Below are 12,233 nucleotides of genomic sequence, written 5' to 3' on the forward strand. Positions count from 1 at the left end.
TCCCTTACCCTTTAACCGCTTTTACGATTTTCTGGGCGCCGTCCTTGAGATCGTCAGCCGCAATCACATCAACGTCCGAGTTGTTGATGATCGCTTTGCCTTGCTCGACGTTTGTGCCTTCAAGGCGCACAACCAGCGGCACTTTCAGGCCAACCTGTTTAACAGCCGCAACCACACCTTCAGCGATGACGTCACAGCGCATGATGCCGCCAAAGATGTTCACAAGGATGCCTTTGACGTTTGGATCCGATGTGATGATCTTGAAGGCTTCGGTCACTTTTTCTTCGGTGGCACCGCCACCAACGTCCAAGAAGTTGGCAGGCTCTGCGCCGTAAAGTTTGATGATGTCCATGGTGGCCATCGCCAGACCTGCGCCGTTGACCATACACCCAATCTCGCCGTCCAGCGCGATGTAGTTCAGATCGAATTTTGAGGCGGCCAGCTCTTTTGGGTCTTCTTCGGTTTCGTCGCGCAGGGCGGCGATATCGGCGTGGCGGTAGATCGCGTTGCCATCAAACGCCACTTTGGCGTCCAGCACTTTCAGATCACCACTGTCGGTGACGATCAGCGGGTTGATTTCCAGCATCTCCATGTCTTTTTCCATGAAGGCTTTGTAAAGGTTTGCCATCAGTGCAACACATTGCTTGACCTGCGGACCTTTCAGTCCGAGCGAGAACGCAATGCGGCGACCGTGAAAGCCCTGATAGCCCGTGGCAGGATCAACGCTGAACGACAGGATTTTTTCAGGGGTCGCGGCGGCAACCTCTTCGATGTCCATGCCGCCTTCTGTTGAGCAGACAAACGAGACGCGGCTTGTGGCGCGGTCGACCAGAAGGGCCAGGTACAGCTCGGTCTCGATGCCCGATCCGTCTTCGATATAGATGCGGTTGACTTGCTTGCCTGCCGGACCTGTCTGGTGCGTGACCAATGTGCGGCCCAACATCTTTTTGGCTTCTTGTGCGGCTTCTTCGACCGATTTGGTCAGGCGCACGCCCCCTTTGTCACCTGCGTCAGCTTCTTTGAAGCTACCTTTGCCGCGGCCACCTGCGTGGATCTGGGCCTTGACCACCCAAAGGGGGCCGTCCAACTCACCCGCGGCTGTTTTGGCGTCTTCGGCCTTGAGAACGGCGCGGCCGTCGCTAACTGGAGCGCCATAGCTGCGCAAAAGGGCCTTGGCCTGATATTCGTGGATGTTCATTGGAAAACTGTCCCCATGTGACTTCGTTGGCTTCGATTTAGGTCAGCTAAAACACGGGTTATTGTGAACATTAAACGTCTTTTCGTCGCAGGGGGCGAAAAAGCGACATTTGTGATCACAGTTTGAAAAAGTGTGATCACAAAATAAACGGATATGCTGTTTGTTGTCGGTTTTTGCGGGCCTGAACGAATCTGGACAACAAAAAAGGCGCCCTGCAATTGTGCAAAGCGCCTTTGATAATATTGAGGAAACGGGCTTATGCCAGTGTTTCGTCGATCTCTTTACAGGCTTTTACGAGGCCTTTGACCGCGTTCACCGAATTGTCGAACATCGCTTGTTCGTCTTTGTTCATCTTGATTTCGATGACTTTTTCGATGCCGCCCGCGCCGATCACTGTGGGCACACCCACGTAAAAGCCGTCCAGACCGTAGCCGTTGTCGACGTAGGCCGCACAGGGCAGAACGCGCTTTTGGTCTTTCAGATAGGCTTCGGCCATTTCGATTGCAGATGTCGCAGGCGCATAGAAGGCCGACCCGTTGCCAAGCAGGCCAACGATTTCGGCGCCGCCATCACGGGTGCGTTGAACGATTGCGTCCATTTTTTCCTGCGTCGTCCAGCCCATGTCCACCAGATCTGGCAGCGGGATGCCTGCAACGGTCGAATAGCGCACAAGCGGCACCATCGTATCGCCGTGACCGCCCAGAACGAAGGCGGTGACGTCTTTCATCGACACGTTGAATTCATCTGCGAGGAAGTGACGGAAGCGTGCGGAATCCAGAACGCCAGCCATGCCGCAGACTTTTTCATGCGGCAGGCCGGAAAATTCGCGCAAGGCCCAAACCATCGCATCCAGCGGGTTGGTGATGCAGATCACAAACGCATCAGGCGCGTTGGCCGCGATTCCTTCGCCAACGGATTTCATGACTTTCAGGTTGATGCCCAACAGATCATCACGCGACATGCCGGGCTTGCGTGGCACACCCGCGGTGACGATGCACACATCGGCGCCTGCGATATCGGCGTAATCGGTGGTGCCTTTCATGGTGGCGTCAAAGCCTTCCGAGGGGCCAGCCTCGGCAATATCGAGGGCCTTACCTTGCGGTGTGCCGTCTGCGATGTCGAACAAAACAACGTCGCCAAGCTCTTTGAGCGCTGCGAGGTGGGCAAGGGTGCCACCGATTTGTCCCGCGCCGATCAGGGCGATTTTGGGTCTGGCCATGGGAAGTCTCCACTGATGTAATTTCGCGCGGTGCCTAGACCGTCTGAGGCCATCACGCAAGGTTTGACGCGCCTTGTATTGCGCGGCAAATGCGCCACTTGGGCGCTAACCCTTTGCAGGTGCAGCATTATTCACTAGGAAAGGTTTATGGAGTTCGACCTTACATTCTTTGCGCTGGCGATCCCTGCTGTCATGTTTGCGGGCATCTCCAAAGCGGGGTTCGGCTCTGGCGCGGCCTTTGCCGCCGCATCGATTCTGGCCTTGGTCGTAGAACCTGCCTTGGCCTTGGGCATCATGTTGCCCTTGCTCATGCTGATCGATGTCTCGTCGCTCAAACCCTATTGGGGCAAATGGTCGGGGCGGGACGCAAAACGCCTGATCCTTGGCAGCATCCCCGGCGTTGGGCTTGCGATCTGGCTCTACCAGATTGCCGACGCAGATGTGTTCCGGCTTTTGATCGGGGGGATATCGCTGGCGTTTGTCGCCTATGAGATTGCACGCAAACGCGGGCTTTTGCCCAAACGTGAGGCCCCGTTTTCGTCGCCTGTTGGGCTGTTCGCAGGGGTCACGGCGGGATTTACCAGTTTTGTCAGCCACGCAGGTGGGCCGCCCGTTGCGGTGTATTTGCTCAGCCAAGGGCTGCAAAAGACCACCTATCAGGCCACAACAGTGCTGGTGTTCTGGGCGATCAACGGCTTCAAGGCCCTGCCTTACGCCATCTTGGGTGTTTTCACATGGCAAACGTTGCTCATCGATCTGCTTTTGGCGCCCTTTGCAATTTTGGGCGCATGGTTGGGCGTGCGCGCGCATTTTTGGATACCCGAGAAGGCGTTTTTCACTGTCACCTATATTTTGCTGACGATCACAGGCACCAAATTGATCTGGGACGCCCTGAGCTAGGCATCTTCTTCGCTTGGGTCCGGCAATTTTGCGGCGATGGTTTCAAAGGCCTGACCACTGGCCACAAGGCAGGTGGGCCCGCCCGGGGTGGTCACGGTGATGGTCCATGATCCTGTGGTGTCAGAGGCAAAGACCTCCACCATCGCGTTATTGGCACCCAGTCCCACAGATTTGCGGGTTTCGCCGAAACGATCCTGCAATCGGTCCACAATGGCGGCGCGTTGCCCGCAGTTGCGTGGATCGGCGTGCAGCAAAGTCGGGATGATAAACGCGACAAGGCTGGTGATCAGAACGGTCTTGAAAAGCTTCATGGCATTATCCTTTCGAACTGTGCTGATAGAATGGCCGCGAAATTCTGGAGATTTGGTTAACGCACCGTGCGCAGCCCGTTGCGCAGCTTTTTTGCTGCGATGCGGCAGAGAGTGCTTGTAATCATCGGTAAAAAATTGTGTTTTCCACGCAAGAATATTGCGGAGACTAGAATCATGCGCCCAACACGGTCCGTCCTTTACATCCCCGGCTCAAAAGAACGTGCCTTGGAAAAAGCCAAAACACTGCCCTGCGATGCGATCATCTTTGATCTCGAAGATGCGGTTGCGGTCAGCGAAAAAGAAACGGCCCGCGACCTGCTGGCCCAAACCCTTCCCACCGCCGATTATGGCGGGCGGATGCGCATTGTTCGGATCAACGCGCTCGATACGGAGTGGGGCAAGGCCGATGCCGCGTCGGTCAAAGACGCCGACGCCGTGCTGTTGCCCAAAGTAGACAGCGCCGCCCATGTCGAGGCGCTGGCCCAACTGACCGACCTGCCGATCTGGGCGATGATGGAAAGCCCTTTGGGGATGCTGAACGCGGCCGAAATTGCGGCCCACCCGCGCCTGAGCGGTATGGTGATGGGCACCAACGATCTGGCCAAAGACCTGAACACGCGGTTTGTGGCCGATCGCACGCCGCTGCTGACCTCGCTTGGGCTCTGCCTGCTGGCGGCCAAGGCGCATGGCGTCACAATCGTGGATGGCGTCTATAACGCCTTCAAGGATGACGACGGCCTGCGCGTGGAATGCGAGCAAGGCCGCGACATGGGCTTTGACGGCAAAACCCTGATCCACCCTGCACAGCTTGAGATTGCCAACGCCAGTTTTGCGCCGACGGAAGCCGAGATCGACCTGTCGCGCCGCCAGATTGCCGCCTTTGAAGAGGCCGAAGCCGCAGGGCAGGGCGTGGCCGTTGTAGATGGCAAGATCGTTGAGAACTTGCATATCGTCACCGCCCGCGCGACCCTTGCCAAGGCAGGCGCCATTGCAAAGCTGGAGGGTTAAATGGGCTACATCGTTCTGATCATCGGGGTCCTTTTGTGGATTGCCGCGCATTATTTCAAACGCCTGATGCCAGACGTGCGGGCCAATATGGGCGACAAAGGCAAAGGGGTGGTGACCGCTCTTATCGTCGTCAGCCTGCTGGCCATGATCTTTGGCTACCGTTGGGCCCCGTTCGATCCTGTTTGGGAGCCACAGCCGTGGCTGCGCACCATCAACAACGCGCTTATGGTCGTGGCGTTTTATGTCTACGGCGCCTCTGCCGCGAAAGGCGCAAAGGTGTGGTTGGGCACAAAGCTGCGCCACCCGCAGCTGACGGGCTTTGGCATCTGGGCCGTGGCGCATTTGCTGGTCAACGGGGATCTGGCCTCACTCATCCTGTTCGGCGGCTTGCTGGCATGGGCCATCGGATCGGCCCGTTTGATCAATGCGGCCGAAGGTGCATGGGTTGTGCCTGATCAAGCGCCGTTCAAAAAAGAGATCGTCCTGCTGGTCATCACAGTTGTTCTTTTCACCATCGTCTCGCTGCTCCACACTTGGGCAGGCGTCTACCCGTTCGGAGGATAAGTCCATGAAATTGTATCGTTTTCTGTCCGAAGATGACACGTCCGATTTTTGCCACAAGGTGACTGACGCGCTGAACAAAGGTTGGGAGCTTTATGGCGGGCCGACCCAGGCCTGGGACGCCGCCAACGGCGTGATGCGCTGCGGCCAAGCTGTCATCAAAGAAGTTGAAGGCACCTATACACGCGACACAAAACTGGGCGAACACTGAGATGAGCAAGACAAACACAGGCCGCTTTTTTGAAGATTACCACGTTGGCGACACGCTGACCCACGCGGTGCCGCGCACCGTATCGGGGGGCGAACGCGCGCTCTATCATGCGATGTATCCCGCACGGCACGCCCTCTATTCGTCGGATGAATTTGCGCGCGCCTGCGGTTTGCCCGCGTCCCCACTCGAAGACCTTGCGGCCTTCCACGTGGTTTTCGGCAAAACGGTTCCCGATGTTTCGCTGAACGCGGTCGCCAATTTGGGCTATGCCGAAGGGCGGTTTTTGCGCCCTGTCTATGCAGGTGACACGCTGCGGTCGGTCTCCGAGGTGATCGGCGTCAAACAGAACTCCAACGGCAAATCGGGCGTCGTCTATGTGCGCACGCGCGGGCTGAACCAGCGCGACGAAACGGTGATGGAGTATGTGCGATGGGTGATGGTGCGCAAAGGCGATCTGGACGCGCCCGCGCCCCAGACGGTGATCCCCGAGCTGAAAAAGGCATTGAGCGTCGAAGACCTCGCCCTTCCTGATGGTCTTGATTTCACGAGCTATAATTTCGATCTGGCGGGCGAGCCGCACCGGTGGGGCGATTACGCCGTGGGCGAGGTGATCGACCACGTCGATGGCGTCACCATTGAGGAAGCCGAACATATGATGGCCACGCGCCTGTGGCAAAATACAGCCAAGGTGCATTTTGATGCCACCAACCGCCCCGACGGAAAGCGGCTGATCTATGGTGGTCACGTGATTTCGATGGCGCGCGCGCTGTCGTTCAACGGTTTGGCCAATGCACAGATGATCGCGGGGATCAACGCGGGGGCGCATGCGAACCCCTGTTTTGCGGGCGATACGGTGCGTGCGTGGACCGAAGTGTTGGACAAGGCCGAAACCAGCGCCCCCGGTGTGGGCGCATTGCGTTTGCGTCTGGTTGCTACTAAAGGGGCGGCGGGGGATCTGAGGGGCGAGGACGGCAAATACCTGCCCGATGTCTTGCTGGATCTGGATTACTGGGTGTTGATACCCACCTGAGGGCCGAATTGTGCGGCCCGAGGCCGCCCATCCTTTGGACAATTGGGGCGCTGCCCCAAACCCCGAGGTATTTGGACAACAATGAATGGAAAAATGTGATCACGCTTTTGATGGCTGTGATCACAAAGTGGGAAAAATATACAAACCGCGCCAATTCACCGCGCATTTTAGCGCTCACGGCCCGTGACTCACATTCAGAAATCGCTAGAACATATACAAAGCCAACCCGCGGCGCAGTTTGCCTTGCGCCTTTGGCAGCCAACGAAGGGAACCACTATGGCCGACGTGAACAGGGGCAATCGCCCGCTTTCTCCGCATCTGGAGATTTATCGCCCGCAGATGACCTCCATTTCCTCGATCCTTGTGCGGATCACGGGCAATGCGCTTTTGGTCGGCAGTTTGATGATCGTCTGGTGGTTTCTGGCCGCAGCCACATCGCCCGAATATTTTGCTGTTGCGAACGGCGTGCTGACATCATGGTTTGGTGACATCGTTCTGGGCCTGTCTGTTCTTGGGCTGTGGTATCACACCCTTGGCGGCTTGCGTCACCTGATCTGGGATATGGGGTATGGCCTTGATCTGGACTCGGCGGAAAAAATGGGATGGGGCTGCATCATCGGCTCGGTTTTGTTGACCGTTTTCACCATCGCAGTGATTTAAGGAGCGTTCCGCATGGCATATTTAACCGACCGCAAACGCGCCCAAGGGCTTGGCAGTGCCAAATCAGGCACAGAACATCATTGGTCGATGATGGTTTCGTCCGCAGCCCTGTTGCTGCTTGTTCCGCTGTTTGTCTTTACTTTTGGCGCCACCCTGGGGGGCAGCTACGAAGAGGTGGTGGCCACCTTCAGCCGTCCGTTCCCTGCGATCATTGCGGCGTTGACGCTGGTTGTGGGCTTTATGCATTTCAAAAACGGCGTGCAGACCCTGATCGAAGATTACGTCCATGGCCCCACCAAAAAACTGCTGATCATTGCGATGATCTGCCTGAGCTACGGTGCCGCTGGCACCGCCCTTTTCGCAATCGCGCGCATCGCGCTGTAAGATCGGAGCAAGTAAAATGGCTGCATACGATTATGAAACACATGAATATGACGTTGTCGTCGTTGGCGCAGGCGGCGCTGGTCTGCGTGCAACGCTTGGTATGGCCGAACAGGGGCTGCGCACCGCTTGTGTAACCAAGGTCTTTCCAACGCGGTCGCACACAGTTGCGGCCCAAGGTGGCATCGCCGCGTCGCTGTCCAATATGGGCCCCGACAGCTGGCAATGGCACATGTATGACACGGTCAAAGGCTCTGATTGGTTGGGTGATACGGATGCGATGGAATATCTTGCCCGTGAAGCGCCCAAGGCGGTTTACGAGTTGGAGCACTACGGCGTGCCGTTTTCGCGCACCGAAGAGGGCAAGATTTACCAACGTCCCTTTGGTGGCCACACCACCGAATACGGCGAAGGCCCCCCCGTGCAGCGCACATGTGCCGCCGCCGACCGCACAGGCCACGCCATTTTGCACACGCTCTATGGCCAAAGCCTCAAGAACAATGCGGAATTCTACATCGAATATTTCGCCATTGATCTGATCATGTCCGACGATGGCGTATGTCAGGGCGTTTTGTGCTGGAAACTGGATGACGGCACGCTGCACCTGTTCAGCGCCAAGATGGTCGTGCTGGCAACAGGCGGCTATGGCCGCGCTTATTTCAGCGCGACATCAGCCCACACTTGCACAGGCGACGGCGGCGGCATGGTCGCGCGCGCAGGTCTGCCCCTGCAGGATATGGAGTTTGTGCAATTCCACCCAACTGGGATTTACGGCGCAGGCTGTCTAATCACCGAAGGCGCACGCGGCGAAGGTGGCTATCTGACCAACTCCGAAGGCGAGCGTTTCATGGAACGCTACGCGCCCACCTACAAAGATCTTGCATCGCGTGACGTGGTCAGCCGCTGCATGACGATGGAAATCCGCGAAGGGCGCGGCGTGGGCGAGCAGGGGGATCATATCCATCTGCACCTCAACCACCTGCCCAAGGAAACGCTTGACCTGCGCTTGCCCGGTATTTCGGAAAGTGCGCGTGTCTTTGCAGGCGTCGATCTGACGAAAGAGCCGATCCCCGTTTTGCCAACCGTGCACTACAACATGGGCGGTATCCCGACGAACTATTGGGGCGAAGTGCTGGCACCCACCAAAGACAACCCCGACAATGTCTCGCCCGGTTTGATGGCTGTGGGCGAAGCGGGCTGTGCATCGGTGCATGGGGCCAACCGTCTGGGCTCGAACTCGCTGATTGATCTGGTGGTCTTTGGCCGTGCAGCCGCAATCCGCGCCGCCGAGGTCGTTGATCCCAAAACAGCCGTGCCAACCCCGAACCGCCGTTCGGTTGAGGCCGCGATCAGCCGCTTTGACGGTCTGCGCTATGCCAAGGGCCACGTCCCAACGGCCGAACTGCGCCTTGAGATGCAAAAAACCATGCAGGCCGATGCAGCGGTGTTCCGCACCGACAAGACGCTGGCCGAAGGCGTTGAGAAAATGGACAGCGTTGCTGGCAAAATGTCGGATGTTCAGGTCACGGACACATCGCTGGTGTGGAACTCTGACCTCATGGAAACGCTGGAACTGGGCAATCTGTTGCCAAACGCTGTTGCCACCGTTGTTGCCGCAGAGGCGCGCAAGGAAAGCCGCGGGGCCCACGCCCACGAGGATTATCCCGACCGCGACGACGAAAACTGGCGCAAGCACAGCCTTGTGTGGTTCAAGGGCATGAAAGCGGGCCTTGGCTACCGCGGCGTGCATCTGCAACCGTTGACCAGCCACAACGATGGCGGCATTGATCTTAAGAAGATCGCGCCAAAGGCCCGGGTCTACTAATGCGGGCATGGCTCCCCATTCTGGCCCTTGGGCTATCAGGCTGTATGACGCAGGCCCCAGTTGTATCAGACAACGAAAGGCTGGCCGCCGAGGCGCTGACGCGCGCTTTCTTTGGGCGCAGCAACAGCTACAGCGATGCTGCGTTAGATGCGCTGACGGGCTGCGTGATCACCAATGCCAGCCCTGATGAAATCCGCAATATCGTTGCGGCGAAAACGCCAGGCACAGTGGCCATTGCCGTCAACGGCGCGGCCAACAAACCCGAAACACGGCGCTGTATCGGCGACATCAAGGTGCCCTTGTCATGAGACGTGTTCTTCTGTGCTGCATTGGCGTTTTCGGGCTGGCCGCGTGTCAGGTTTCGACGGTGTCAAATCAGGCACCTGCGCAACCTGTCCCGCAGCCCGAAACCATCACCTCAGGGCCGTCCGATGCACGCCGCGCGCAGATCAATCGTTGTCTCGCCGAGGCTGGAAAACCGCCCGTTCCAGACACGATCGACGGATTGCGCAGCCCTATGAACGCGCAGGAAACCGAAATCTTCACCGCCTGTATGCGGCGCACCGCATGACCCGCGTTGGCCTTTATATGTTGGCAGGTTGTGCCCTGACCGCCTGTGCGCCCAAGCCTATGTCGCCCCAAGCCGCGCGTGATCTGTGTCTGGTCGATATCGCGGATGATGGTGTCTCGGGCACCGTCGGCATCGGCGTCGGCTCATCTGGCACCCGTGCAGGCGCAGCCATCACGGTTACTGACAAAGCCCTGCGCAAACGCAACCTTGAAGCCGAATTGGCCGATTGCATCGCACGTCGTGTCGAAGGCCGCGGCCCAAAACCCACCTTCGGCATCACCATCGGAGCCACCACATGATCCGCATCCTTCCTCTTGTTGCGCTTCTGGCGCTGGCCGCATGCGATGAAGCGTCAGAGGCGGCAGACAAAGCCGCACGCACCACCGCCAAAGCGGCGATTGACGAAATCCTAGTGACCAAATTCCCCTTTGTCCCCAAGGACCAGATCACACCCTATTCCGATTGCGTCATCGACGCGGCATCCAGCAAAGAGATCTTTGAACTCAGCAAAGCCGCCGTCGTTGGTGTCACCGAATCCACAACGATCCTCGTTGGAAACATCCTCAAACGTCCCGAAGCGATCCAATGTATCGCGCAGGCGGGCCTCAAAACGGCCCTCTAAGAAAGGAAAACCCCCATGGTTCAACTTCGCCTTCCCAAAAACAGCCGCATGACCGCTGGCAAAACATGGCCCAAACCCGAAGGGGCCACCAACCTGCGTAAGGTTCAGGTCTATCGCTGGACACCAGACGATGACAAAAACCCCGCCCTTGATACCTATTGGGTTGATATGGACACCTGCGGTCCGATGGTTCTGGATGTGCTGATCAAGATCAAGAACGAGATTGATCCCACGCTGGCCTTCCGCCGCTCGTGCCGCGAAGGCATCTGTGGCTCCTGCGCGATGAACATTGATGGCATCAACACGCTGGCCTGTATCTATGGCGCCGATGAAGTCAAAGGCGACATCAAGATTTATCCGCTGCCGCATATGCCCGTCATCCGTGACCTGATCCCCGATCTGACGCATTTCTATGCGCAGCACGCCTCCATCATGCCGTGGCTGGAAACCAAAACAAATCGCCCCGCCAAGGAATGGAAACAAAGCATCGAGGACCGCAAAAAACTCGATGGCCTTTATGAATGTGTGATGTGCGCGTCCTGCTCGACATCCTGCCCAAGCTACTGGTGGAACGGCGACAAATACCTCGGGCCAGCAGCCTTGCTGCACGCTTACCGCTGGATCATCGACAGCCGCGATGAAGCCACGGGGGAGCGTCTGGATGATCTGGAAGATCCGTTCAAACTCTACCGCTGCCACACCATCATGAACTGCGCCAAAACCTGCCCCAAGGGTCTGAACCCCGCCAAGGCAATCGCGTCGATCAAGAAGATGATGGTCGAACGGACCGTCTAAAACTTGCTATATTTTGTGGCAAAACATCAAAACCCCGCTGTGTCATGTGGCACAGCGGGTTTTTTATGGTCCAAAGGGATGATCTGTTAGCGATATCTGCTAGCTCTTGGGTTGGGAGGGGAACCAAACAACAGGTGACCCAAATGACCGGAACGATTCTACCCTTTTGTCGCAAAACCAAGGCGCAAACCGCGCGTGCGGCCCTCGACCAATTGTATGAATACTACACGCCCGCCGCGGCCAAGGCCGATCAAATGGCCAATCTGGGCAAGATCAGCGCGGACAGAAAAAAGCCCCGCTGATATGCGGGGCTTTTGAAATAATTGGGTCCTAGCGTTCGCCTGTCGCGGTATCGACAAGGCCGTCGCCATCAAGGTCTTGGTCCAGGGTCGCCTCGGCGCCGTCAACCGATGTGACGGTGTTTTGCCCGTTGCCCATACAGGCGGCCAGCAGCAGAACAAGTGGCAGTGTCAAAGCAATCTTTTTCATTTTCATATCCCTTTCGTGTTGTGCCTGCCCAACGACACGCGCCGCCCAAAGGTTCCGAAAAAAACGCAAGCATGTGAACGCGCTGTGGCGGTCTGGTGTTCTATATGGCTGCGGGTGGCCCTATCATCGCAGCAGATGTGACAAACGGGCGGACGGGATCATGATGGCGTTTCTGGCGTATCTTGCGGTGGTGTATGTGCCATTTGCGCTCTTCTCGGGCTTGGGCATCTTTGTGATCGTTCTGGCGTTGCGGCGATTTTCAGGACAGCGGTGGTCCGAAGCCCTGCGCAGCGCGGCACAGCAGGCGGGCATCTTTGCGGTCATTGTGCTTTTTGCGCTCTTTGCGTTGGGCGGGGCTGGCATGATGTCAGGGGTGTAATGCGCGGTCTGCGTGCTATTCGTTAACAACTTATGAATTGACCGAACGTCTGACGCATTGCCATACCTATAGC

The 12,233-nt window shown here is 57.5% G+C and carries 19 protein-coding genes; 15 read left to right on the top strand and 4 right to left on the bottom strand.

Annotated features, from left to right (window positions below; all coding sequences use genetic code 11):
- Positions 1-4: 4 nt before the first annotated feature.
- Complete coding sequence (gene sucC, locus L1065_RS12135; protein ID WP_237095765.1) at positions 5-1,198, bottom strand: ADP-forming succinate--CoA ligase subunit beta; 1,194 nt, start codon at positions 1,196-1,198, stop codon at positions 5-7.
- 256 nt (positions 1,199-1,454) lie between these two features.
- Positions 1,455-2,417: a malate dehydrogenase gene (mdh, locus tag L1065_RS12140; RefSeq protein ID WP_237095766.1), complete on the bottom strand. Its 963-nt coding sequence runs from the start codon at positions 2,415-2,417 to the stop codon at positions 1,455-1,457.
- A 147-nt stretch (positions 2,418-2,564) separates the two neighbouring features.
- On the opposite strand from mdh, the gene L1065_RS12145 reads away from it, so the two are divergent.
- A complete protein-coding gene (locus L1065_RS12145) occupies positions 2,565-3,317 on the top strand; it encodes a sulfite exporter TauE/SafE family protein (RefSeq protein ID WP_237095767.1) in 753 nt (250 codons plus the stop codon).
- On the opposite strand, the gene L1065_RS12150 is transcribed toward L1065_RS12145, so the two are convergent.
- The gene (locus L1065_RS12150) at positions 3,314-3,628 is read right to left on the bottom strand and encodes a hypothetical protein (RefSeq protein WP_237095768.1); all 315 of its coding nucleotides are present in this window, start codon (positions 3,626-3,628) and stop codon (positions 3,314-3,316) included. The two genes, L1065_RS12145 and L1065_RS12150, sit on opposite strands and share 4 nt — an antisense overlap.
- Positions 3,629-3,802: 174 nt before the next feature.
- Here L1065_RS12150 and L1065_RS12155 point away from each other — a divergent pair, with 174 nt between their 5' ends.
- The 13 genes from L1065_RS12155 (at position 3,803) to L1065_RS12215 (ending at position 11,594) form a co-directional block, all read left to right on the top strand.
- On the top strand, positions 3,803-4,636 hold the full coding sequence (locus L1065_RS12155) for a CoA ester lyase (protein WP_237095769.1): 834 nt from the start codon (positions 3,803-3,805) through the stop codon (positions 4,634-4,636).
- Positions 4,637-5,200 carry an NnrU family protein gene (locus tag L1065_RS12160; RefSeq protein ID WP_237095770.1) on the top strand — a complete coding sequence of 188 codons (564 nt, stop codon included), beginning with the start codon at positions 4,637-4,639 and terminating at the stop codon, positions 5,198-5,200. It abuts the gene before it with no gap.
- A gap of 4 nt (positions 5,201-5,204) precedes the next feature.
- The gene (locus tag L1065_RS12165; protein ID WP_237095771.1) at positions 5,205-5,408 is read left to right on the top strand and encodes a DUF1737 domain-containing protein; all 204 of its coding nucleotides are present in this window, start codon (positions 5,205-5,207) and stop codon (positions 5,406-5,408) included.
- A gap of 1 nt (position 5,409) precedes the next feature.
- Complete coding sequence (locus tag L1065_RS12170; RefSeq protein ID WP_237095772.1) at positions 5,410-6,438, top strand: MaoC family dehydratase; 1,029 nt, start codon at positions 5,410-5,412, stop codon at positions 6,436-6,438.
- A gap of 276 nt (positions 6,439-6,714) precedes the next feature.
- The gene (sdhC, locus tag L1065_RS12175) at positions 6,715-7,098 is read left to right on the top strand and encodes a succinate dehydrogenase, cytochrome b556 subunit (protein ID WP_237095773.1); all 384 of its coding nucleotides are present in this window, start codon (positions 6,715-6,717) and stop codon (positions 7,096-7,098) included.
- Between the two features lie 12 nt (positions 7,099-7,110).
- Positions 7,111-7,482, top strand: a complete 372-nt coding sequence (gene sdhD / locus L1065_RS12180) for a succinate dehydrogenase, hydrophobic membrane anchor protein (RefSeq protein WP_237095774.1) — start codon at positions 7,111-7,113, stop codon at positions 7,480-7,482.
- A 16-nt stretch (positions 7,483-7,498) separates the two neighbouring features.
- Positions 7,499-9,304, top strand: coding sequence for a succinate dehydrogenase flavoprotein subunit (gene sdhA, locus L1065_RS12185; RefSeq protein WP_237095775.1), 1,806 nt, complete (start codon positions 7,499-7,501; stop codon positions 9,302-9,304).
- The gene (locus L1065_RS12190; protein ID WP_237095776.1) at positions 9,304-9,612 is read left to right on the top strand and encodes a hypothetical protein; all 309 of its coding nucleotides are present in this window, start codon (positions 9,304-9,306) and stop codon (positions 9,610-9,612) included. Before sdhA ends, L1065_RS12190 begins: the two co-directional genes overlap by 1 nt.
- Positions 9,609-9,875, top strand: a complete 267-nt coding sequence (locus tag L1065_RS12195; RefSeq protein WP_237095777.1) for a hypothetical protein — start codon at positions 9,609-9,611, stop codon at positions 9,873-9,875. The genes L1065_RS12190 and L1065_RS12195 overlap by 4 nt, the downstream gene beginning before the upstream one ends.
- Positions 9,872-10,174: a hypothetical protein gene (locus tag L1065_RS12200; RefSeq protein WP_237095778.1), complete on the top strand. Its 303-nt coding sequence runs from the start codon at positions 9,872-9,874 to the stop codon at positions 10,172-10,174. Before L1065_RS12195 ends, L1065_RS12200 begins: the two co-directional genes overlap by 4 nt.
- Positions 10,171-10,497 carry a hypothetical protein gene (locus L1065_RS12205; protein ID WP_237095779.1) on the top strand — a complete coding sequence of 109 codons (327 nt, stop codon included), beginning with the start codon at positions 10,171-10,173 and terminating at the stop codon, positions 10,495-10,497. Before L1065_RS12200 ends, L1065_RS12205 begins: the two co-directional genes overlap by 4 nt.
- Positions 10,498-10,512: 15 nt before the next feature.
- Positions 10,513-11,292 (top strand): succinate dehydrogenase iron-sulfur subunit, encoded by a 780-nt coding sequence (locus L1065_RS12210; RefSeq protein ID WP_237095780.1) that lies wholly within the window; start codon positions 10,513-10,515, stop codon positions 11,290-11,292.
- A 143-nt stretch (positions 11,293-11,435) separates the two neighbouring features.
- Positions 11,436-11,594 (top strand): hypothetical protein, encoded by a 159-nt coding sequence (locus L1065_RS12215; RefSeq protein ID WP_237095781.1) that lies wholly within the window; start codon positions 11,436-11,438, stop codon positions 11,592-11,594.
- Positions 11,595-11,622: 28 nt separating this feature from the next.
- Here L1065_RS12215 and L1065_RS12220 read toward each other — a convergent pair whose 3' ends face one another.
- Positions 11,623-11,781 (bottom strand): hypothetical protein, encoded by a 159-nt coding sequence (locus L1065_RS12220; RefSeq protein WP_237095782.1) that lies wholly within the window; start codon positions 11,779-11,781, stop codon positions 11,623-11,625.
- A gap of 160 nt (positions 11,782-11,941) precedes the next feature.
- Between L1065_RS12220 and L1065_RS12225 the strand changes: the two genes are divergently transcribed.
- Positions 11,942-12,160 (top strand): hypothetical protein, encoded by a 219-nt coding sequence (locus L1065_RS12225; RefSeq protein ID WP_237095783.1) that lies wholly within the window; start codon positions 11,942-11,944, stop codon positions 12,158-12,160.
- The last annotated feature ends 73 nt before the right edge of the window (positions 12,161-12,233 follow it).

Origin of the sequence: Nereida sp. MMG025, assembly GCF_021654165.1 — a bacterium.
Lineage (GTDB): Bacteria > Pseudomonadota > Alphaproteobacteria > Rhodobacterales > Rhodobacteraceae > Nereida.